The sequence below is a fragment of the Coleofasciculus sp. genome (assembly GCF_046539235.1).
Classification (GTDB): Bacteria; Cyanobacteriota; Cyanobacteriia; order Cyanobacteriales; family Coleofasciculaceae; genus Coleofasciculus.
On record NZ_JBKHHI010000073.1, the window covers coordinates 1 to 21,633 of the forward strand.

Genomic DNA, 21,633 nt, shown 5'->3' on the forward strand with positions numbered 1-21,633 from the left:
AAACGTTCCCTCCCCTTGATAAGGGAAGGGTTAGGGTGGGGTCGCGTCAAGGTATTGCGTTCTGGCAAGAGCTTAAGTTGACACCAATGGTGGGGGTGTAGAGACGCGCCATGGCGCGTCTGGGAACGAGAGCCGGACTATTCCCAGGCGTCGAGGTCTATGGCTTTTGAGCCGCCTCGTTCTAGCTGTCCTAAAAGTTTACCCAACTGATACCACACTAACCAGCCAATGAATAGAGTTAGGGGTAGGGAAATGGTGTAAGCCAGGAATGGGGGAAAGCTAAAAATTTCTAGCCCAGCCGCCAGAAATACACAAATTCCGGCGGAAATTCCGAGGAATGGGATGAATAATGGCAATCCTTGCATTTGAGCCAGACTGCGAGAGGAACGGTTTTTTGACCATTCCTGTACCTTTTGTTTCAGTGTGGCTTCAAAAGCCGCACCACAGGTAATCCCAGCCAATAAACCCATCACTAACAATAAATAAGGCGGTTCGTGAAGATAATACACAAAGCACTCCCAGCGTATAAGTCCGATACAGCCAGATTGTACACTGTCTCCAGCCTTTAAGCGGTGACGTGAGCCCCTACACACTCAACACTCTAAAACGCAAGCTACACCCATCGCTTTAACTCAGGATTAACACTCAACCCTAATTCTGGAAACGCATAAACGACAACGCCTGTATCGGGGTCATTGTCAATATTCACATAACCGGACTTGACCAAATCGTTCAACGTCGCTTCTACTTCCGCAAAACCTCTTCCCGTATCGACAACCCCCTGAGTCACGGACAATTTACCGCCTCTCGCTTCAGCTGCTTTTACTAATTGGACAACAAACGAGTCATGGTTTAAAGTAGCAGGAGCATGATCAGGCTGGACTAATGTGGGTGAACCAGAAACCGTTGCTTCTCCAGCGATGCGATCGCGCTTCCCATATTTGAGATAATGTTCTTCTACCATGCCGGGAATCAGAAACAGGTCAACGAATTGACCAACCCCAAATAATCCCCCCGTACAAAACCACAACAAACCTGTGCCAATCTTACCATTGTAGAAACGGTGCAGTCCGGCAAATCCAAACAGAAAGCCGAACCACAACAAATAACTCCCCTCACGTCTATTTATATCCATTGTTAATCCTCCTCTTGGTTTGGTTTAACTAAAGCGCTCTCTCCCGGTCACAGGCTGCATCGGCTTAAACTCCAGTGTTGTAAATTGCCCTGTGGTTTTTTTCACGCTTTCTTTCATTATCGCCAAACTTTGAGCGAAACGTTTTAAGTATTGAGACATGTAGGGACGGGTTTCACTATATAGGGGTTGCTGAACAAGTGTTGGGGTGAGGAGTCTCTATAAGCTCCCCCAGCTCCCCCTAAATCACTATTCCCACTCAATGGTTCCCGGTGGCTTAGAGGTAATATCGTAAGCCACCCGATTCACACCCTTAACTTCATTCACAATCCGATTAGAAATGAGTTCGAGTAAATCGTAAGGAACTCGCGACCAATCCGCCGTCATCCCGTCCTCACTACTCACCAAACGCAGTACAATCGGATAGGCATAAGTGCGCTGATCCCCCATTACCCCAACACTGCGAATCGGGAGTAAAACAGCAAACGCTTGCCAAAGTTCATGATAAAGTCCGTGGCGATTAATTTCCTGGCGAACAATCAAATCCGCATCGCGCAGAATATTCAGCCGTTCTGCGGTGACTTCGCCAATAATCCGAATCGCTAATCCGGGTCCGGGGAAGGGATGACGCCGAACAATTTCTTCGGGTAAACCAATAGAACGTCCCACTTTGCGAACTTCGTCTTTGAAGAGTTTCCGTAAAGGTTCAACCAGCTTAAAGCGCAAGTCTTTGGGTAAACCACCCACATTATGATGACTCTTAATTTTCACCGCCACCCGTTCCCCGGTTTTGGGATCAACATTAGTATCCGCCGACTCAATCACATCGGGGTAAAGCGTACCCTGAGCCAAATAATCAAAAGGACCCAGGATTTTGGATTGTTCTTCAAAGACACTAATAAACTCGTGACCAATACGACGACGCTTTTGTTCAGGATCACTCACCCCTTCGAGTCGAGCCAGGAAGCGATCGCGGGCGTTAACATATTCTACAGGAATATGAAATTCCTCCTGAAACAGCTTGACCAACCGTTCTGGCTCCAGTTTTCGCATGAAGCCTTGGTCAATAAACATACAGGTCAATTGGTCGCCAATCGCCTTGTGCAGTAAGAAGGCTAGGGTTGAGGAATCCACACCTCCGGAAAGAGCTAGCAGTACCCGTTTATCTCCCACCTTGGCGCGAATTTCCCGAATGGCTTCCTCGACAAAAGCTTCCGTCGTCCAAGTGGGTTCGCACTCGCAGATGTGATAAACGAAATTGCGAATTAACGCGATACCCCCAACCGAATGCACGACTTCCGGGTGAAACTGCACCCCATAGAGCTGCTTCTGGTGATCTGCGATCGCGGCGCAAGGAGTATTATCGGTATGGGCAAGAATTTCAAAGCCGTCTGGCAATTCCTGACAGGAATCCCCATGGCTCATCCACATCGTTGAACTTTCTTCCACATTCGTCAACAAGTCCGTGGGATCATCGATATGCAGCGACGCTTTGCCATACTCTCCCCGTTGAGAGCGAGTTACTTTCCCACCTAGTTGCTGTACCATTAACTGCATCCCATAGCAAACCCCCAATATAGGGATACCCATAAGCAAAATTTCGGGATCACACTGAGGTGCAGCGTCATCGTAGACGGAATTCGGACCTCCCGATAGAATAATTCCTTTGGGACTCAGTTGTCGGAGTTGTTCGGCGCTGGTGCGATAGGAGATGACTTCCGAATACACCTGGGTTTCGCGGATACGACGAGCGATGAGTTCTGAATATTGAGAGCCAAAATCCAGAATCACAATCATCTGGCGATGTAATTGGTTTTGTAGAGTGGTTGTGGGTAATATCTCTACTGGTTGAGATGCGTTTCCTGTTGGTCTAGTCACTGCTTTGTCCCGTGAGCGAAATTTGAGTAAGATAAGGATATATCTCGCCGAGCAAGTCTGCTACTGATAGCAAGAGAATCTATTGGTTTAACAGATGGAGCCAAGCTTTATAGATATTCTTACCAACTTAACATAATTGCGAAAGTAATGTTGCTCCCGTTGGGCTAGTGACGATGACTTGGCGGTTGCGATCAAATAACAGGGAACCGACTCGTACTTCTTGCTGGCTATGCTTATAAATATAGTCTTGGCTACGTTTATCTATCGTAGACGCGATCGCTCGATAAATCTGATTCACCCAATCACTCCCCTCCTTAGCATCCAATTGCCGCAAATAGGTCAACGCGGCTTCGGTGGTGGGACTGGTAAAAACTGCCTGTAAAATCGGCGTGGGTAATCCCACTTGAGCGCCATGAGCGGTGAGAATTTCCAAGCGTCCATCGGCTAAGTGATGATGGGTGTGAAAAATTCCACCGGCTAACTTGATCAGCTTACCATGATACCCGAATAATAAAAGTTCGGGAATTTCCTGCCATCCCGCCGCCACTAATAGAGGTCCTAGCCAATTTGCCGTTTTGACTAATTGCTCTGGATTAATTCCCCTCTGTCGCGCCAAATTTAACCCATTTTCGCCCACACAAAAGACTAAACAATCAAAGCAGAGGGCTTTAACTTGTAATTGTTCGCGATAAGCTTGCAGTTGCTCAGGAGCGCTTAACGGTTGAGAAATACCTGTAGTTCCCAACAGTGATAATCCTTCTAGTACACCAAACGCAGCATTCGATGTCCGTTCTGCCAGAATACGACCTTCGGGTAAAATAATTGTCACCTGAATTTTCTCATCGGGTGCAAGTAAGCGACTGAGATTCCTTTGTAATAACGTCTCAGCATAGCGATAAATTGCCGCTTTTCCTGCGGCATTTAATTGTCGCCCAATTCCTTCACCGCCGACTATCTTTACCTGGTCGGTTTGCTCAGATTGTCCCCATTCCACAACTGCCCAAATCGGAGTATTTCTGGTTAGATCAATGTTATCCCCCGGATCACTGCGGGTAATTGCCAATGCCATTCCTTCGTGAATTCCGGCGACTTGCTCAATCGGAATTTCTGCCGTTTCTGGAGGTTCAATTAAATCTACGGATACAGTATCTAGGGGTTTAGCTTGGCGCAACCAGTGCAACGCCGCCATAGCGGAAGCACAAGCAAATACGGGTAGAGTATATCCAGATCTCATTTCTATGGTAGATGATTAGATTCTGCACTTGGACAAAGCGACGCCTAAACCCAGCCAATAACATCCCGGATCTGAGACTTGGCATACTCGCAATCAATATGCTGCTGTGCTTTAGATAACGCCGTTTCCGGTCGCTTGTACCAGCGTTGCGATCGAATACAAAGACCATCTTGTCGAGTGGCTTCCCAGGAATAACGGGCGCGGTCTACTACCAACCACAGTTTATACCCTCGATGCTGTTGTTGGGGGAATTTCAAAAGACCAATCTCAGCTAGTACGCTTAAGCGCATCCGGGAACGGGCTAACCGTTTCATCAACTCCAGAAAGCAAACAGCAGCGCGTTTAGCATCATCATGAGTTGGGTAACGATAGCGATCTCTGGGTTCAAACTTAAAGTCAGATCCAATCAGTGAAAACCGGAACTTCCCGGACGCTTCCTCAACGAAGGTGACTCGCCAGGAGGTTTTGGGATACCGAACGCAGAAGCCAGAAGGCTGAATTTTGACTGTCGCTGTCATCTGAAGTCTAAAGGATAAAGGGTGGAAGACATTGAAAGAAGGTAGAAATCACCATCAAAATTTTCAGGCGTCTCGCTGAAACAGGAAGCGTTACTATGCCATCCCCAATCCATAATAGCCTTGCCAGCCCGGTATCCGCCTCAGTAAATTGTCGCATGTTCTAAGAAAAAAGTTGATGCTGATCTACCTATCTCAGGCTGGGAAATGTTAAGGTAGCGAAGCTAACCACTTGGAAAGTTCATCCCATCGAGGAGTGAGGAAATGTCAGGAGTATTTCCACGCCGAGGACACAAAAAACACAAGACAACCGTAAAACGCTTTCTCCTGTTCGCTGGACTAAGTTTAATCAGTTTAATCCTCTGGGGAGTCATCACCCAACACCGAGTTACCGCCTCAGAGGTTACACCTGCTCAGATCGCGACCAACTCCTCTTGGCAGAGGGGTTCATTTCCGGTTGAGAATTTTCAGGCTTATACCTCTCCCTACGGCTACCGTCGTTCTCCCCGTGGATCAGGTACAGAATTTCATCGCGGCTTAGACATCGCCGCACCCGAAGGCAGTTACATTCGCAACTGGTGGGCAGGTCAGGTGGTATCCCTGTCCGATAATACCGCCTGTGGCACTTCTATCACCATCCAATCCGGTGAGTGGAAGCATATTTACTGTCACCTCAAAGGTCATGTGGAAACAGATAACCAAGGTATGTATTTGAGCGATCGCAGTGGCGGGATTCAAATCTGGAAAGGTCAACAGATACCCACCGGCACCCGAATTGGTCGTGTGGGTATGACCGGACGCACCACGGGTCCTCATTTGCATTGGGGGTTAAAGTACGCCGACAAATACATTGACCCCGCCTTAGTTCTCCGGGAAATGTACCGACGCCAAACGGCATCGAATTAAGGAATCGAATTAAGGAGCATTATTTAGGAGACGTATCACTAATAACAATCACAACCGTCCTGCTGCCCGTAAATTGCTTAAATCCGTCTCAAAATCCTCCACATCATAGTGAATCGGAATCTGACGAGACGCTAATTCGTGCTGAAACCGAATCCGGGGCATCCCCAGCAAATGACTTGCCTTAGCCAGACTGATTTTTTTCTGCTTAAATAGCAGCAGAACAATTTCTAAGAGGAATTCAGGTTCAGATAATCCACTTGCCCGAATAATTTCATCAGAAATAACTAAACTCATCGGCAAACTCTCCTCCTACTTAATAGTGGTTTTCATTCAGGTATTATCTGAGAAATAGCGTCAACGAGTCGATTTAACCCGTTCAATGGGCAACACAGCGAACATAATTCACCCGTTAACAATAGACGAAAAAGCAGATGACATAAACCTTACAGCCTTCTGCCTTCTGCCTTCTGCCTTTCTAATGTATCACCGCCATTTGTTTTTCTGGCAGTTGGGTATGTTCGGCAACAATTTGTCGGAATTGCTCCCCTTCAATGGTTTCCTGTTCCAACAAAATGTCCACTAAGCGATCAATCAACGGTCGATTGTCGCGAATTAGCTGACGCGCTTGTTCATAGCATTGCATTGCGATCGCTTGAACTCGATGATCGATTTTAGCGGCAACTTCTTCGGAATAGTCCGATCGCTGTGTCCAACCGCCGCCGAGAAACACTTCGCTATCCGGGCGTTCCAGAGCAACCGGACCTAAATCAGACATCCCATAGCGAGTCACCATCTCACGCGCCAGTTCTGCGACTTTCTTAATATCACTGGCGGCACCAATAGTCACTTCACCATGACCAAATACTTCTTCTTCCGAAGCCCGACCCCCTAAGGCAATGGTAATCTGATCAATTAGCCACGTCCGAGGCAAGTACAAATCCCCCAGATCAGTAGAGCGACTGATATTCATGAATTCTTCATTGGGTAAGGGTTGGGCAAATCCACCCACGCCACCGGAACGGGGCAAAATTGTCACCTTGTTTAAGGGATCAGAATTTTTCAGGATGGTCATCAGCAGGGCATGTCCGACCTCATGGTAAGCAATTAATCGCTTTTTCTTACTATCCAGAAGCGGTGTCATTTGCAGACCAATACTGACGCGATCGATGGCATCATCAATTTCTAGGGGCGTGATTGCCTCTTTACGCCGTCGGGCGGTGAGGATAGCCGCCTCGTTGAGCAGGTTAGCCAAATCAGCGCCAGAAAATCCCGGAGTGCGTCGTGCGATCGCTTCTAAGGATATCTCTGGTGCTAATTTCTTATTCCGACTATGGACATCCAAGATCCCCAGCCGTCCATTATAGGTAGGCAGATCTACCATAACATGGCGATCAAATCGTCCAGGTCTGAGCAGGGCGGAATCTAAAACATCGGGACGGTTGGTCGCTGCAATGATGATAATCCCTGTATTTCCCTCAAACCCATCCATTTCTGTGAGTAACTGGTTGAGGGTTTGCTCTCGCTCATCGTTACCTCCACCGATACCCGCACCCCGTTGTCTACCAACGGCGTCGATTTCGTCGATGAAGATTAAGCAGGGAGCATTTTCTTTAGCTTTTTTGAATAAATCCCGCACCCGCGAGGCGCCCACCCCGACGAACATCTCCACAAACTCACTGCCAGAGATACTAAAGAAGGGAACCCCCGCTTCTCCCGCGATCGCTTTTGCCAGCAGGGTTTTTCCTGTACCCGGAGGACCAACTAACAGAACCCCTTTGGGAATACGCGCACCAATGGCGGTAAATCGTTCCGGTTGTTTGAGAAACGTGACGACTTCTTGTAATTCTTCTTTGGCTTCTTCAATCCCTGCCACATCACCAAATTGTATCCCTGTTTTCGCTTCCATCTGAAAGCGAGCGCGGGATTTGCCAAAGTTTAACGCTTGACCCGAACTACTCGCCGAGCGGCGCAGAATCATCATCAGTCCAGCGAGCAAGAGTAAGAGCAAAAATAATTGCATCACCAGCCCTAAAGCGGCGGAATTATTCGTGGTTGGTCTCACATCCAAGGGAATATTGGTGTTCCGCAGTTTCCCAATCAGTTCGCCATTTTGCTCCAGTAGCATGACTTCTTGGGGCGGTTCGACGTCTTCCTGTCCAGCTAAGTAGACTCTGGCAACATCACCGGCGGGATCAAGTTCAACTTTTTTGATAGTACAATCCGTTTTCGATGTCTGACTCGGTGGGGTATCTTCAGCTGGGGATGGGGGTGGCGGAGTGCACTGATCAATTTTCCGCAAAAGCTGCCCATAGCTTAGCGATGGTTTTGGCTCTGTCTGTTGTTGCGCTTGGGCAGGGACACCCAACATCACACCTTGAACGATCACTAAGCTGGTTACCATACGCCACCAATAATGAGGTTTAATCTGTGGCTGTTTTGGCTTACCCGTTGAACCTCTACGCGGTTCATCTCCCATCCATGATCTGATCCAGGAACTGTTGTTCATCCAAATTTCCCTTGTTGGTCCTGTCTATTAACTCGCAGCGTTATGCTGCCAAGGCGTGACGTGGCACTTTCAACTGCTTACCAACTTCTAGTTTAGCGTTACTCAAATCTAGCCGTAGCTTGGGCAGGATTCAATGGTGTTTTGCTCAAAAGTCTCAAAACTGAAGGGGCGGGTAAGCTACTTCAATAGTAAACAAGGTGTGGGGTGTGGGGTGTGGGGTTTCGGGAACAAGTGAACTAAGGTATTTTGTATTAGAAAGTATTAATCGGCAAGACATGGTAAAAATTGTTGGCATTAATGGTAGCCTGCGAGCTAAATCCTATAGCTATCAAGCCTTAACCTTAGCCATTCAGCGCGTGCAAGCCTTGGGCGCATCCACAGAAATCCTTGACCTGCGACAGATGCAGTTACCGTTTTGTATCGGTAGCGATGACTATCCCGGTTATCCTGATGTCGTCCGGTTACGGGAAACGGTACAGGAAGCCGATGGCTTAATTTTGGTCACACCGGAATATCATGGGGGCGTGAGTGGGGTACTTAAAAATGCCCTGGATTTGATGACATTTGACCATTTATCGGGTAAAGTGACAGGGCTGCTGAGTGTGTTAGGAGGTCAAGCCAACAGTAATGCTCTCAATGAACTCCGGCTGATTATCCGTTGGGTTCATGGTTGGGTGATTCCTGAGCAAATCGCTTTTGGTCGAGCGTGGCAAGCGTTTGGTGAAGATGGCAAGCTTTTAGATGAGAAACTCTCGAAGCGTTTAGATCAGTTTGCTGAGAGTTTAGTTGATCATTCTCGTAAGCTGCGAGGAGTGTTGTAACAAGTCTAAGTTACTTCAGCCTGAATCTTTCTAGTCTTAAGTTGATAGCCGATCAACGCCATCTGATTTTTGAGAAAAAACTGTATAAGTCTGTTACAAAACAATAGTTAAACCTAAGAGGCGTTTCCATAGTCTGTTGTCTGTTTTTCATTCCCGCTTCCCTGTTGCTAAATCCTTAACCAGGGAGGTTCAATGTTAAATGTCAATACCTCTTATATTTAATTTTGTCAACAAATATAAAATTTAGTATAAATTTAACAATTATTTTTAGTAAACTTAAACTCTCATTTGTAAAAATTAAAAGAGAGGGAGTCAATCAGCTTCGCTTTGTTACTCAAGAATAAGTTACTCAAGAACACCTAAGACCCATGATGATATCAGCCATTCCTGCACAACCGACGAGTGCTTCTGCTCAACGTCTTTGTAGCTATGCCAACACAACTAGCTCACTGCAAGTGATTCGGATTGGTACCCCTAAAGCTTACAGTTTTGAGCGTGTTGTGTTTCCTGGCGATCGCCTGTTGTTTGAAGCGGCATTGGATGCTCAACTCGAAGTTTTATCAACTTATCTGGGTCAAGCGATCAAGATTGAGAAAATTCCCTGTCGCCAGTTGCAGGTTGAAGTTGATCAGCATCGGCTATCAGCTTAAGAGATAGCATGAAATTGGCACATCGGTACAGGTTATCAAACAAAACTTAACATTGTTTGAAACTCACGTTGCCACAATCGATAAAGAATGGGGAGGGAGATCGGTTTCCTCCTCTTTTTTTGTGCTTGTGGGGACGTGCGATCGCGCCTTTTGCCGTATAATTAACCCGCCCCATAGCATCTGCCAGAGAAACCGCGATGAGTTACCGAATGGATCGCCGCGCTTACGCTGAAACGTATGGTCCGACTGTAGGCGATCGCATCCGTCTTGCTGATACTGAATTGTTCATTGAAGTGGAACGCGATTTTACCACTTATGGGGATGAAGTCAAATTTGGTGGCGGTAAAGTCATTCGGGATGGAATGGGACAATCTCCCATATCTAATGCGGATGGGGCGGTGGATCTGGTGATTACCAATGCCCTGATTTTGGATTGGTGGGGAATTGTCAAAGCTGATATTGGGATTAAAGACGGTAAAATTTTCCAGATTGGCAAAGCCGGAAATCCCTATATTCAAGATAACGTCGATATTATTATTGGTCCGGGGACTGAAGCTGTAGCTGGTGAAGGGATGATTCTCACCCCTGGGGGGATTGATGCCCATATTCACTTTATCTGTCCCCAACAAATTGAAGTCGCGATCGCATCCGGGATTACCACCATGTTAGGCGGCGGTACGGGACCCGCCACAGGGACCAACGCCACGACTTGCACGCCGGGTCCCTGGAATATTTATCGGATGCTGCAAGCCGCTGATGCGTTTCCGGTAAACTTGGGATTTTTAGGCAAAGGCAATAGTAGTCAACCCCAAGGACTTGTAGAACAAGTGTTAGCGGGGGCAATGGGGTTAAAGTTACACGAAGATTGGGGAACAACACCAGCCACAATAGACACCTGTCTCAGCGTCGCCGATGACTATGATATCCAAGTCGCCATCCATACCGACACCCTCAACGAAGCTGGATTTGTCGAAAACACGATCGCGGCATTCAAAAACCGCGCCATCCATACCTACCATACCGAAGGTGCAGGTGGGGGTCATGCCCCCGATATTATCAAGGTTTGTGGTCAAGCTAATGTTTTGCCCTCATCCACGAATCCCACTCGCCCCTACACGATGAATACCCTGGAAGAACATCTGGATATGTTGATGGTATGTCATCACTTGGATCGGGGGATTCCAGAAGATGTCGCCTTTGCCGAGTCAAGGATTCGCCGGGAAACGATCGCGGCTGAAGATATTTTGCACGATTTAGGCGCATTTAGTATGATTGCTTCCGATTCCCAGGCGATGGGGCGAGTCGGGGAAGTGATTATTCGCACCTGGCAAACAGCGCACAAGATGAAAGTGCAACGGGGCGTTTTATATTCATCCTCTGGGGAAACAGTGGATCATGATAACTTCCGGGCAAAGCGGTATGTAGCAAAGTACACGATCAACCCGGCGATTACCCATGGTATTGCTGACTATGTGGGTTCAGTTGAGGTAGGAAAATTGGCAGACTTGTGTTTATGGAAACCCGCCTTTTTTGGGGTGAAACCGGAGATTGTGATTAAAGGCGGTATGATAGCCTGGTCACAAATGGGGGATGCCAATGCCAGTATACCCACACCCCAACCGATTCACAGCCGTCAGATGTTTGGCAGTTTTGGCGGTGCGATCGCGGCTACGTCGTTAACCTTTGTATCTCAGGCGGCATTAGACCGAGACATTGCTAAACAATTGAAGTTACAAAAATCTGCAGTTGCGGTGTCCAATACCCGGCAAGTGAGTAAGCGAGATATGAAATTAAATGATGCATTACCTGAGATGGAGGTTGACCCAGAAACCTATCAAGTTAGGGCAGATGGAGAATTGTTAATTTGCGAACCAGCGAAGAGTTTACCCATGGCACAGCGTTACTTTTTGTTTTAAGAGAACAGGGGGACGGAAGGGGGATCTAAAAGGGAAGAGGGGGATCTGAAGGGGGACTTTGATCTACTGTACTTTATTACAGCGCAAAGAGCTGTAAACTAAGCTAGAACTTGGACTGTCATCTATAAAAAGGATTATAAAAGGGTAATTAACTGGGATTTGCTATAAGTAAGCTTTAGCTTACTTTAGCTATTAGCCGGAAATTTATTTCCCGGCTATATGGTGAATCTATTTAGCTAATTGGTGTAATCTTAGATCTATGGTACGCGATCGCACCAGGTTGCCAGTAATCGCTTAGACTCAGGTTTTGCACCACTTTCCAGCCACTCAATCGGTGTCTCTTCTTCCACTTTATCGGGATTTACCCACACAATGTCTTTGAGTTCGTTAATATCAACAGCCGCCTTGCTAAAAAATGTTCTGGCTGTCTTATCATCCAACGATATCACAGTTTTATCCGTCGCGATCGCGGCTTCCAGTAATCGTAAATCTTTAAACATATCTGCACGCTGTCTGTCCGTACCCGCCATCTGGTCAATTTTATCCCATAACTCCTTATCGCCTGAAACCTCTTTAAAAAAGATAAACTTTCCTTTAGCGACCATCCGACGACGCCATCTCAGCGCAAATCTTGATTGATGCTTATCCCACTCTTCTTTAATATCTGGTGTCATTACAACTTTGTGACAGATATCCAAAACAGCTTGTAAGAAATCCCGACAGTGTACCGATGTTGGATAAGTCGCATCCTCTCCACCCGATGAACGGGCAACTGACGCATCAATTACCAGTCGCTTGGAAACCCCTTTAGCTACCACTGAAACCTTCCGATAAACGAGATTCAGCCGCATTTAAATAGCGACTTTCTAGCTTTAGAGATACATCGCTAAAATCTTCAGGAAAATCTCCAAAAGCACCCGCTTCATCGAGATCAGCACTACTAATTTTTGTCATCCCATCATCTCCCCGTGTAAACCAGTGCAATTTTACCAAATCTGGCGAGAGTTGACGTTCTGCGACTAATGATTGAATGGCTAAAAGTAGCAATTCACTATGAGTTTCTATAACAACACGCACACCCCGCTTTGCTGCATTTGCTAGTATATTTGCTAAAGCAACTTGGGCGCGAGGATGAAGGTGAAGTTCTGGTTGTTCGATGTACACTAACTGTCCTGGTTCTGCTACCAGAAGCGCTACTAATACTGGCAAAACTTGAGAGACACCAATACCAACATCAGCAATGCTAACCATATCATTTTCACTGTCTCTTCCTGGTAAACGACCTACACACAATTCAAGCTGAACATCATTAATTTGTCTAGCTTCAACTGTCCAAGTCAGTCCCAACATCTCAAGAGCTTTACCCAAACTCACAAGTCGTTCATCTTGTGTTTTCTGCCATTCATCAATTATACTGGCAACGTAATTCTCAAAAGTACCGGGGAATTCGCTGCCAATAGCTGTGGTAGGATAAGTCCGTTCGGGATTACCTCTTAGCCCTGGCAGATGAATGAATTGGCGTATATGGTTTTTAAATAAACTTGTATGATTATGGCTATCATATAAAATAATATCTAGGAATGTACCTTCCAGTAAGCATATTTCTTTATCGCGAATTTTAGATTTACAGGTTAAATCAAGAAAACAACGTTCAGGGTTAATGCTATAGCTTAAATTATTAACTATATCTCCTGTGCCTTTTTTTAGATCATTCAAGAAGGACTGATCGTATTGATAATAATTCATCAATAAAGATAATATTCCTTGAAAATTCATGTCAATCCAAAAGCAATATACCTTGTCGTTTGCTTTATGCTTAGTTTCATAATTTTTTATTTTGCCTCGATCAGCTCGATGAAATTTTTGTACTAATTGTTTTGATTGATTTATTTCTAGATCAATCAAAAACATACAACTATTTTCTTTTGATTTGAAATGAGAGAATATTTGATCATTAGAAGTAAATCGTACATTAGCACCATTCAGTAATAACGCACCAGGGTCATAGGTAGCTTCCAGAGTTTGCTTCATCAATAATAATGGCTGCATAATGCTGGATTTACCGGAACTATTCGCACCCGCCAGAATGGTTAAGGGACGAATTTCAATGCTACACTCGTCATAGAGCGATTTAAACCCTTGTACAGAAATCCTGGTGATTCCCTGAACTTCCTTGTCATTGCTTTCAGTCGATGTCGATTGACTCATATCTTAAATACACTCTTTCTTTTGTTTTACCGCTTTTTTTCCATATCCGCATAAGCCGCATAAACCCCTTGGACGTTGTACCAATTCAGGAAAATTCGGGCAATTTCCAAGGCTAACTGCGGCTTCCCGCGATTAATCAAATATTGCAAAAAAGATGCCATGGTTCGTTCATTTAATCGCCCACCTAGAGAAAGAAATCCCCAGAGTATTCGGTGCAGCCATGTCATCTGAATCATCATTCGCACGTCCCAAGTGGGATGTTTTTGATAAAATAAGACCCCCATGCGTCCCCGTTGAATTTCCCGGTCAATCATCTGGGGAATTTGGTCTAAATTAAACGGAGGATGCCAATGATAGCCAACAGCCGCCGGACATTTAATCAGTTTTAAGCCTAACTGTTTAAGGCGAACACCTAGTTCTAAATCTTCCCAACCATAGAGTTGAAAACGAGTGTCAAACAGTCCGGCTTCCTCTAACCACTTCCGCGCGATCGCAACATTCCCGGTGGCAAAATAGGCGGCGGAGAAATCCGTTATCTTGTAGGGTTCCGAACTGGGATTATCGAAATTGTTGGTATTAATTACCCAGCCATAAGTAAAGACGCGATCGCTCCCTAACTGCTGTTGTCCCTGTATTAATGCATCAGCATGGGCTTGCAGGAAATTCTCGGTGACGACTAAATCGCTATCAATAAAGATAATTGTATCGCCTTTAGCTTGCTCAACGCCTAGATTTCGGGCGGCGGCTGGACCCAGGTGATCTTGAGAGAGCGATCGCACTTTGGATAGTTCATGACGATGAGAGTCCAGCCACTCTAGGGTACCATCTGTTGAGCCATCATCCACCACGACGACTTCATAGCCAGCGACAACAGTATTGTCCCTGAGATGTTGGTGTTCTAAAGCTTTTAGGCACTTTTGTAGAATGGGTAGACGATTGTACGTGGGAATAACAACGCTGAAAAATAAGGATGAGGGATGGGGTATTAGAGATGAATTTTTGTTCTTCATTCAGGGGTAAACGGCTGTAGGACTTATTGATTATGAATCAGGGTGGGTTTTGTTGTTCCGTTATTGGTGGGGAGGGCGGGTTTTGTTGTTCATTTATTGGTGGAGAGGGCGGGTTTTGTTGTTCAATTCCGTTATTGGTGGGGAGGGCGGGTTTTGTTGTTCCGTTAGTGGTGAATATCGGAATTTAGTCCCTAAACCCGCCCCTACGGACGTATTACTTCATATCGTGCCAAATTTCACCCCCTTTTGTTTCAGCCAGCGACGGTAAGCTAGGGAGGCTTTATCACTGGGGAAATGACACTCCCGTTGTAAATCTAAAGGCAATAATTGAGGACGTTGCGACTCCACAATGGGAATATCTTGAGCCACAACTTGATCTTGAAACGCTTTTAATTCAGCTTCAGGAACATCAAACCCATAATTCATCGCTAACCCCATCCAGCCCAGACATTCGGTTTCAGTGACTGGCGTGACGGTAAAAAAAATAGCCAAGTTCCCTTGAGTCGATGCTTTGACAAAATGAGCCGTTAGTGGACGCAAAATTCGATAAGTATAGGTTACATAACCACCTTCACCCGTACCATCAGGGTCAGGTTGCCAGATTTTGATATTGTTAATCATAATTTCATCTGGAGTAGATTGGACGTGATAATCCGCGATCGCACTCTGATACACGTCTCCCAGCAATCCCTCATGGACAAAGGGAAAATGAGCCAAATCCAGAAAATTTTCCAAAGCCCGAAAACCGCTAGCGCGATAATAATACGCACCGCAGAGAATTTTACGATAACTGGGGTCATCCCACTCCGGAAAACAAGGAACTGTCTGCTTGGGTTGACCTAGAGATGTCCACATTAACCCATAGCGTTTGACAATGGGATAGGTACTCAAACTAGCGCTTGCTGGTGGTGTCAGGTGAGGATGAGCAGGAATGCGAATGCAGTTTCCCTTTCTTTTATACGCCAAGCCGTGATAAGGACAGATCAAATTGCCTGAGCGAACAACTCCTCGTGATAAAGCAGCCCCTCGGTGCGGACACTGATCTTGCCCAACCGCGAAATCTTCACCATCATGCCACATCACTAAATCATGTTCCAGCAACCGTATAGACTGCACCGTACCCGCAGCAACAGTATCAGCCACCGCAATAACCTGCCAGTCGTTGAGCAAAACTGAGTCTTTGAACATACTTAGAGTATGGTAAACGGATAAAAGTTGATGACCGATAACGACAAAGCCGCCAGTGATAACTCCCCACTCAACCCCAAACGCAGGCAGTTTCTCAAACGATGCGGTGTCCTCGGTGCAGGAATCGCCCTATCTGACTTAATTTTGCAACCCATCAACCAACCAGTTGCAGCCGCACCGCGGCAAAAAACGCCCCTTGCAGGAGATATAAATAGTATGACAACCCTCAACCCTGAAGAAATCCCCCGTCGTCCCCTGGGGCGCACTGGCGTAGACGTCTCAGCCATTGGCTTAGGTGGCGCTCATTTGGGTAATGCGTCGAGTCAGGAGGAAGCAACGCGCATTGTCCAAGAAGCCGTTGACGCGGGAATCACGTTTATGGATAATGCCTGGGAATATAATAACCACCGCAGCGAAGAATTGATGGGCAAAGCATTGGCTGGGCGGCGTGATCAAGTTTTTCTGATGACCAAAGTCTGCACCCATGGACGCGATGCGAGTGTGGCGATGCAACAATTAGAAGAATCACTGCGGCGACTGAAAACTGATTATCTAGACTTGTGGCAAATCCATGAAGTTGTTTACGATAACGACCCAGAGTTAATTTTCCGCCAAAATGGGGCAATTGAAGCATTAGAACGGGCAAAACGTGAGGGTAAAGTGCGTTTTGTGGGCTTCACGGGTCACAAAAATCCAGCGATTCACCTGAAGATGCTGGCTTACGATTTCCCCTTCGACACTTGCCAGTTACCGCTTAACTGTTTCGACGCCACGTTTAGCAGTTTTGAACAGCAGGTATTACCGGAACTAAATCGGCGCGGTATTGCGCCCATTGGGATGAAAAGCTTAAGCGGTAATGGTCAAGCGATAAAAAACGGGATTCTCACCGTTGAGGAAGCGTTGGGTTATGCGATGAGTTTACCTGTCGCCACCACCGTTAGCGGTATTCCATCACTGGACGTATTGCGTCAAAACCTAGCCATTGCCCGGGGTTTTCAGCCGATGAACCCCGAACATAGTCAGGCGCTGCGTGATAAGTGTGCCGTTTATGCGGCGGATGGACGCTTTGAACTGTTTAAAACCTCCAAGAAATATGATGCTGATATTGGCAGAATCCAGCATGGCTTTCCACCGGAAGCCGAAGTACCCAGTTAGGTAGGGTGGGCATTGCCCACCAAATGAGTTTATCAGTGGGCATTGCCCACCTAATTCCCCTGTGATTTGGATCGAGTTGAATTCATCGCTCGGTGGTTATAACAGATTAGGACGAATGGTACTGAAATTTTGGCTGGTGGGTAATGCTACGGTATAGCCGGTGGGCAATGCCCACCCTACGGTATAGTTTATTCCAGTGCCATTGCCATTAGAACAGAATGTTCTAGTTAATGCCCCCATTACTCTAGAGACAGCAATGACACCAACCGATAAGAAAGCGTTGAGCGAACGAGATATTTGTACGAAATATATCACGCCTGCGTTGGTTGAGAAAGCAGGATGGAACCTGATTACCCAAATTCGGGAAGAAGTTACCTTTACCAAGGGAAGGGTGTTAGTCAGGGGTAAGTTGACGAGTCGAGGAGAGACGAAACGGGCTGATTATATTCTCTACTACAAGCCGAATATTCCCATCGCCATTATTGAAGCGAAGGATAATAATCATGGTGTTGGGGATGGGATGCAGCAGGCGTTAGGCTATGCAGAAGTCCTGGATGTGCCGTTTGTTTATAGTTCTAATGGGGATGCTTTTATTGAACACGATCGCACGCTGACTCAGGGACAACGAGAACGAGAACTCGCTTTAGATGAATTCCCCTCACCGAGGGAACTCTGGCAACGGTATTGTCTATGGAGAGGGATTGGCGAGATAGAAAATCCCATTGTTACTCAGAATTATTACTCCGATGGCGGTGGGAAGCAACCCCGTTATTATCAACTGATTGCGATTAATAAGGCGATTGAAGCCATTGCTAAAGGGGAAAACCGGATTCTGTTGGTGATGGCGACGGGAACGGGGAAGACGTTTACGGCGTTTCAGATTATCTGGCGGTTGTGGAAGTCTCGCACTAAACGGCGGATTTTGTTTTTGGCGGATCGGAATATTCTTATTGACCAAACTAAGACCAATGATTTTAAGCCCTTTGGTGGGGCAATGACTAAAATTAAGAAGCGTCAGGTGGATAAGTCCTATGAAATCTATCTGGCACTGTATCAGGCGGTGTCTGGGAATGAAGAAGCCAAGAATATCTATAAGCAATTTTCTGCTGACTTTTTCGATTTAATTGTGGTGGATGAGTGTCATCGGGGGAGTGCGGCGGAGGATTCGGCATGGCGGGAGATTTTGGAGTATTTTAGCAGTGCGACGCAGATTGGGTTAACGGCGACACCGAAGGAAACCAAGGAGGTTTCTAATATTGATTACTTTGGCGTACCGATTTACACCTATTCCCTGAAGCAAGGGATTGAGGATGGGTTTCTGGCACCGTATAAGGTGATTCGGATTGATACAGATAAGGATTTAGAGGGATGGCAACCGAAACCCGGACAATTGGATAAGTACGGTCAACTCATAGAAGACCGGATTTACAACCAAAAGGATATTAACCGCACGGTAGTCTTTACAAAACGGGATATTCTGGTTGCCCAGAGAATTACGGAATTTCTGCAAGAATCAGGGGACACTTATGCTAAGACGATTGTATTTTGTGAAGATATTGATCATGCCGAACGAATGCGACGGGCGTTGGTGAATGCCAATGGGGAATTAGTCGCCAAAAATCGTAAGTATGTGATGCGGATAACGGGGGATGAAGGAAAGGAAGAACTGGATAATTTTATTATGCCAGAGAGTGCCTATCCGGTGATTGTGACAACTTCAAAGTTACTGACGACGGGAGTTGATGCTCAAACCTGTAAGCTTGTAGTGTTAGATCGGCGCATTCAGTCGATGACGGAGTTTAAGCAGATTATTGGCAGGGGAACTCGGATTAACGAGGCATACGGCAAGCAGTATTTTACGATTATGGACTTTAAGAAGGCGACGGAGTTGTTCGCTGACCCTGACTTTGATGGTTATCCGGTGCAGGTGTACGAACCGAAACCAGGGGATTCTATTGTACCGCCTGATGATCAAGGAGATGTCATAATTGACCCGCCAAGGGTGCCAACTGGGAAGCGTACTAAGTTTGTTGTCGCCGATGAGGATGTTGCGATCGCACTGGAACGGGTGCAGTATTATGGCAAGGATGGGAAGCTGGTTACAGAGTCGATTAAAGACTTTACTCGCAAGACGGTTAAGCAGGAGTATACGTCTTTGGATGCCTTTTTGCGGCGTTGGAGTGAAGCAGAACAGAAACAGGCAATTATCAATGCCTTGCATGAACAGGGGATAGAGTTTGAGGCGTTAGAGGCGGAAGTGGGTAAGGAGTTTGACCCCTTTGACTTGATTTGTCACGTCGCTTTTGATCAACCACCGTTGAGTCGCCAGGAACGGGCGAATAATGTTCGCAAGCGGGATTACTTTACCCGGTATGGGGAACAGGTACGGGCGGTTTTAGCGGCGTTGCTGGATAAGTATGCCGATGAGGGGATTGAACAGATTGAGGGGTTGGAGGTGTTGAAAGTGCCGCCCTTTGGGGAACTGGGGACACCGTTGGAGATTCTCAAGTTATTTGGCGGGAAGCAGAAATATCTAGAAGCTGTGAGACAATTGAAGACCGAGCTTTATCGGCTATCGTAGGGTGGGCAATGCCTACCATCTAATTTGTGTTTGTGGTGGGGAAGCTGTCATCCCTTTAAATTAGGAATAGTCAGTGATCAAGATAGTCACAGGGCAAGGATTTTGCAATTCTTGACCTTGAAATGCCGAACCGCTTGACCAACCCTCTAATCTGTGTTTCTGGGGGGCAATGCCCACCTTACTAGAAAAAGTTGCTTATGTCCATCAGTACCACTGTTAAAACCATCCAAGACATCATGCGAATTGATGAGGGCGTGGATGGGGATGCCCAACGCATTAGTCAGTTAACTTGGATGATTTTCCTCAAAGTCTTCGATGACTGCGAGATGGAGTATGAGGTTTTTGATGATAACTATACCTCACCGTTGCCGGAGAAATTGCGGTGGCGCAATTGGGCGGCAAATCCAGAGGGGATAACGGGGGATGAGTTGCTGGAGTTTGTCAATGATAAGTTATTTAAGACGCTGAAAACGATCAATCTGGATGAGATGATTGATCCGAAAGGGCGAATTCTCAAAAATGCCTTTGAGGATGCGTAAGTGAGACGCGAAATTTGTTGAAAGCGGAATTGATGAACGCTTTGAATGAAGGTGAGATACTTGACTTGTTTAAGAAATCGGGTATCTGAATAATATATAAGAAGGAGGTTCACCAATGGCATATAGCAATTTCACGTTATCTAAAGTTAAGGAAGATTTTGGTTTAACGGTGGATGAGACTCAAAATTTATTTGCAGATGTTGAAGGGGTTAAGCCATCGGATATTTTAAGCGTTACTTTACAAGATTATATTCCTTTAGCAACGGCAATTGGTACGGAAAAGGCGCGTTCTGAGTTTCTGATTGCACCCATTTTAAGTGAAGTTAGGCGGCTATTGAATTATCAGATTAGCTTGTTTTCTGGTACTGATTTTAATGTAGATATTGAGAAAGGACTTATCGGATATTGTGATTTTCTGATCAGTGCTTCTAGAGAGCAGTTTTTTATCAGCGCTCCTGTGATTACTATTGTTGAGGCTAAAAATGAAAATATTATTGGCGGGTTGGGGCAATGTGTAGCAGAAATGGTAGCAGCTCAGTTTTTTAATCAACGTCAAGGAATTGATATTCCTGTCATTTATGGGGTTGTAACCAGTGGTACGGCTTGGCGGTTTTTGACGCTGGATGAAACTAATGTCTGTATTGATTTAGTGGAATATTATATTAATCAAGTTGATAAAATATTAGGGATTATTTTAAAACCAATTCAAGCTTATTTACTAAAGTCGATCGCCTGATGTCCTTCTGCGACGAATTAGAGGCACGTCAGCAAAAGCGGAACAAGCACATCTTACAACTGGGAGAGGTAGCGACATCCCAACTGATCACGCCTAGCACTCCAGAAGCATTCAACCAGCACTGGCAACGCATCTGCGACAACTTCGACTTACTTTACAGCACACCCGAAAACGTCAGCCAACTGCGTCAAGCCATCCTCCAACTCGCTGTCATGGGTAAGCTTGTGCCGCAGGATGCTAATGATGAACCCGCTTCGGTTTTGTTGGAGAGGATTAGGGAAGAGAAGAAGCGGTTGATTAAGGAAGGGAAGATTAAGAAGCAGAAGGAGTTACCGCCTGTTAATGCGGATGAGATGCCGTTTGAATTGCCCGATGGGTGGGAGCTCACAAGGGTAGGTTTTTTAAGATTGGGGTTGAGGTAAGACAAGGTAGACAGGTAGACCAGTAGACAAGGAAGAGTGAGAACGAAAAATAGGGCGTTTCGGCTTTTAGAAGTTAGTTTGACCGAACAAAATGCTGTACGGTTTTCCCCCCTTGTCTTCTTTCCATCCTTGTCCTCCTTGTCTTGTCCCCACCCTAAAGTAAAAAACCTACACCTGTCAGCCTACAAGAGGGGGGAGGACTAAGGATGCTTCGCTTTTGGTTCCATGGGGAAGCC

Annotated in this window: 19 protein-coding genes and 1 pseudogene; 9 read left to right on the plus strand and 11 right to left on the minus strand. The window is 46.1% G+C overall.

Annotation, left to right across the window (positions count from 1 at the left end; genetic code table 11):
* Nucleotides 1-137: 137 nt before the first annotated feature.
* The 5 genes from ACLFWI_RS09040 to ACLFWI_RS09060 form a co-directional block, all read right to left on the minus strand.
* Nucleotides 138-509, minus strand: coding sequence for a hypothetical protein (locus ACLFWI_RS09040; RefSeq protein WP_446412666.1), 372 nt, complete (start codon nt 507-509; stop codon nt 138-140).
* Between the two features lie 104 nt (nt 510-613).
* Nucleotides 614-1,135, minus strand: a complete 522-nt coding sequence (locus ACLFWI_RS09045) for a TM2 domain-containing protein (RefSeq protein ID WP_446412667.1) — start codon at nt 1,133-1,135, stop codon at nt 614-616.
* Nucleotides 1,136-1,381: 246 nt separating this feature from the next.
* Nucleotides 1,382-2,929, minus strand: coding sequence for a glutamine-hydrolyzing GMP synthase (gene guaA, locus ACLFWI_RS09050; protein WP_446412681.1), 1,548 nt, complete (start codon nt 2,927-2,929; stop codon nt 1,382-1,384).
* 208 nt (nt 2,930-3,137) lie between these two features.
* Nucleotides 3,138-4,244, minus strand: a complete 1,107-nt coding sequence (cbiD, locus tag ACLFWI_RS09055; RefSeq protein ID WP_446412668.1) for a cobalt-precorrin-5B (C(1))-methyltransferase CbiD — start codon at nt 4,242-4,244, stop codon at nt 3,138-3,140.
* A 44-nt stretch (nt 4,245-4,288) separates the two neighbouring features.
* Nucleotides 4,289-4,762, minus strand: coding sequence for a hypothetical protein (locus ACLFWI_RS09060; RefSeq protein WP_446412669.1), 474 nt, complete (start codon nt 4,760-4,762; stop codon nt 4,289-4,291).
* A 261-nt stretch (nt 4,763-5,023) separates the two neighbouring features.
* On the opposite strand from ACLFWI_RS09060, the gene ACLFWI_RS09065 reads away from it, so the two are divergent.
* Nucleotides 5,024-5,665: a M23 family metallopeptidase gene (locus ACLFWI_RS09065; protein ID WP_446412670.1), complete on the plus strand. Its 642-nt coding sequence runs from the start codon at nt 5,024-5,026 to the stop codon at nt 5,663-5,665.
* A 48-nt stretch (nt 5,666-5,713) separates the two neighbouring features.
* Here the strand turns inward: ACLFWI_RS09065 and ACLFWI_RS09070 are convergent, their stop codons facing one another.
* Together ACLFWI_RS09070 and ftsH are read right to left on the minus strand one after the other, a co-directional pair.
* Nucleotides 5,714-5,959: a UPF0175 family protein gene (locus ACLFWI_RS09070; RefSeq protein ID WP_006105527.1), complete on the minus strand. Its 246-nt coding sequence runs from the start codon at nt 5,957-5,959 to the stop codon at nt 5,714-5,716.
* 181 nt (nt 5,960-6,140) lie between these two features.
* Nucleotides 6,141-8,171, minus strand: coding sequence for an ATP-dependent zinc metalloprotease FtsH (gene ftsH / locus ACLFWI_RS09075; protein WP_446412671.1), 2,031 nt, complete (start codon nt 8,169-8,171; stop codon nt 6,141-6,143).
* Nucleotides 8,172-8,446: 275 nt separating this feature from the next.
* On the opposite strand from ftsH, the gene ACLFWI_RS09080 reads away from it, so the two are divergent.
* From ACLFWI_RS09080 to ureC, 3 genes are all read left to right on the plus strand, one after another.
* Entirely contained in the window at nt 8,447-8,992 is a 546-nt protein-coding gene (locus ACLFWI_RS09080) for an NADPH-dependent FMN reductase (RefSeq protein ID WP_446348385.1), read from the plus strand.
* Between the two features lie 368 nt (nt 8,993-9,360).
* A complete protein-coding gene (locus ACLFWI_RS09085; protein ID WP_446412672.1) occupies nt 9,361-9,642 on the plus strand; it encodes a DUF1830 domain-containing protein in 282 nt (93 codons plus the stop codon).
* Between the two features lie 197 nt (nt 9,643-9,839).
* Nucleotides 9,840-11,558, plus strand: coding sequence for an urease subunit alpha (gene ureC / locus ACLFWI_RS09090; RefSeq protein WP_446412673.1), 1,719 nt, complete (start codon nt 9,840-9,842; stop codon nt 11,556-11,558).
* Between the two features lie 257 nt (nt 11,559-11,815).
* On the opposite strand, the gene ACLFWI_RS09095 is transcribed toward ureC, so the two are convergent.
* From ACLFWI_RS09095 to ACLFWI_RS09110, 4 genes are all read right to left on the minus strand, one after another.
* On the minus strand, nt 11,816-12,376 hold the full coding sequence (locus ACLFWI_RS09095) for a hypothetical protein (RefSeq protein WP_446412674.1): 561 nt from the start codon (nt 12,374-12,376) through the stop codon (nt 11,816-11,818).
* Nucleotides 12,366-13,766, minus strand: coding sequence for an AAA family ATPase (locus tag ACLFWI_RS09100; protein ID WP_446412675.1), 1,401 nt, complete (start codon nt 13,764-13,766; stop codon nt 12,366-12,368). The genes ACLFWI_RS09095 and ACLFWI_RS09100 overlap by 11 nt, the downstream gene beginning before the upstream one ends.
* 26 nt (nt 13,767-13,792) lie before the next feature.
* A complete protein-coding gene (locus ACLFWI_RS09105) occupies nt 13,793-14,776 on the minus strand; it encodes a glycosyltransferase family 2 protein (RefSeq protein ID WP_446412676.1) in 984 nt (327 codons plus the stop codon).
* 219 nt (nt 14,777-14,995) lie between these two features.
* Nucleotides 14,996-15,964, minus strand: coding sequence for a Rieske 2Fe-2S domain-containing protein (locus ACLFWI_RS09110; RefSeq protein WP_446412677.1), 969 nt, complete (start codon nt 15,962-15,964; stop codon nt 14,996-14,998).
* 30 nt (nt 15,965-15,994) lie between these two features.
* Between ACLFWI_RS09110 and ACLFWI_RS09115 the strand changes: the two genes are divergently transcribed.
* The 5 genes and pseudogenes from ACLFWI_RS09115 (at nt 15,995) to ACLFWI_RS09135 (ending at nt 21,397) form a co-directional block, all read left to right on the plus strand.
* Nucleotides 15,995-17,119: an aldo/keto reductase gene (locus tag ACLFWI_RS09115; protein WP_446412678.1), complete on the plus strand. Its 1,125-nt coding sequence runs from the start codon at nt 15,995-15,997 to the stop codon at nt 17,117-17,119.
* A 256-nt stretch (nt 17,120-17,375) separates the two neighbouring features.
* A complete protein-coding gene (gene hsdR, locus ACLFWI_RS09120; protein ID WP_446412682.1) occupies nt 17,376-19,700 on the plus strand; it encodes an EcoAI/FtnUII family type I restriction enzme subunit R in 2,325 nt (774 codons plus the stop codon).
* Nucleotides 19,701-19,897: 197 nt separating this feature from the next.
* A pseudogene (locus tag ACLFWI_RS09125) lies at nt 19,898-20,236 on the plus strand (type I restriction-modification system subunit M N-terminal domain-containing protein); the annotation flags it as partial.
* A 118-nt stretch (nt 20,237-20,354) separates the two neighbouring features.
* Entirely contained in the window at nt 20,355-20,975 is a 621-nt protein-coding gene (locus ACLFWI_RS09130; RefSeq protein WP_446412679.1) for a hypothetical protein, read from the plus strand.
* Nucleotides 20,975-21,397, plus strand: coding sequence for a hypothetical protein (locus ACLFWI_RS09135; RefSeq protein WP_446412680.1), 423 nt, complete (start codon nt 20,975-20,977; stop codon nt 21,395-21,397). Before ACLFWI_RS09130 ends, ACLFWI_RS09135 begins: the two co-directional genes overlap by 1 nt.
* The last annotated feature ends 236 nt before the right edge of the window (nt 21,398-21,633 follow it).

Excerpts from the sequence above, each read along its gene's own strand:
- ACLFWI_RS09045 (WP_446412667.1), bottom strand. The coding sequence starts at position 1,135 with ATGGATATAAATAGACGTGAGGGGAGTTATTTGTTGTGGTTCGGCTTT.
- guaA (WP_446412681.1), bottom strand. The coding sequence starts at position 2,929 with ATGATTGTGATTCTGGATTTTGGCTCTCAATATTCAGAACTCATCGCT.
- cbiD (WP_446412668.1), bottom strand. The coding sequence starts at position 4,244 with ATGAGATCTGGATATACTCTACCCGTATTTGCTTGTGCTTCCGCTATG.
- ACLFWI_RS09060 (WP_446412669.1), bottom strand. The coding sequence starts at position 4,762 with ATGACAGCGACAGTCAAAATTCAGCCTTCTGGCTTCTGCGTTCGGTAT.
- ACLFWI_RS09065 (WP_446412670.1), top strand. The coding sequence starts at position 5,024 with ATGTCAGGAGTATTTCCACGCCGAGGACACAAAAAACACAAGACAACC.
- ACLFWI_RS09070 (WP_006105527.1), bottom strand. The coding sequence starts at position 5,959 with ATGAGTTTAGTTATTTCTGATGAAATTATTCGGGCAAGTGGATTATCT.
- ftsH (WP_446412671.1), bottom strand. The coding sequence starts at position 8,171 with ATGAACAACAGTTCCTGGATCAGATCATGGATGGGAGATGAACCGCGT.
- ACLFWI_RS09080 (WP_446348385.1), top strand. The coding sequence starts at position 8,447 with ATGGTAAAAATTGTTGGCATTAATGGTAGCCTGCGAGCTAAATCCTAT.
- ACLFWI_RS09085 (WP_446412672.1), top strand. The coding sequence starts at position 9,361 with ATGATGATATCAGCCATTCCTGCACAACCGACGAGTGCTTCTGCTCAA.
- ureC (WP_446412673.1), top strand. The coding sequence starts at position 9,840 with ATGAGTTACCGAATGGATCGCCGCGCTTACGCTGAAACGTATGGTCCG.
- ACLFWI_RS09100 (WP_446412675.1), bottom strand. The coding sequence starts at position 13,766 with ATGAGTCAATCGACATCGACTGAAAGCAATGACAAGGAAGTTCAGGGA.
- ACLFWI_RS09105 (WP_446412676.1), bottom strand. The coding sequence starts at position 14,776 with ATGAAGAACAAAAATTCATCTCTAATACCCCATCCCTCATCCTTATTT.
- ACLFWI_RS09110 (WP_446412677.1), bottom strand. The coding sequence starts at position 15,964 with ATGTTCAAAGACTCAGTTTTGCTCAACGACTGGCAGGTTATTGCGGTG.
- ACLFWI_RS09115 (WP_446412678.1), top strand. The coding sequence starts at position 15,995 with ATGACCGATAACGACAAAGCCGCCAGTGATAACTCCCCACTCAACCCC.
- hsdR (WP_446412682.1), top strand. The coding sequence starts at position 17,376 with ATGACACCAACCGATAAGAAAGCGTTGAGCGAACGAGATATTTGTACG.
- ACLFWI_RS09130 (WP_446412679.1), top strand. The coding sequence starts at position 20,355 with ATGGCATATAGCAATTTCACGTTATCTAAAGTTAAGGAAGATTTTGGT.
- ACLFWI_RS09135 (WP_446412680.1), top strand. The coding sequence starts at position 20,975 with ATGTCCTTCTGCGACGAATTAGAGGCACGTCAGCAAAAGCGGAACAAG.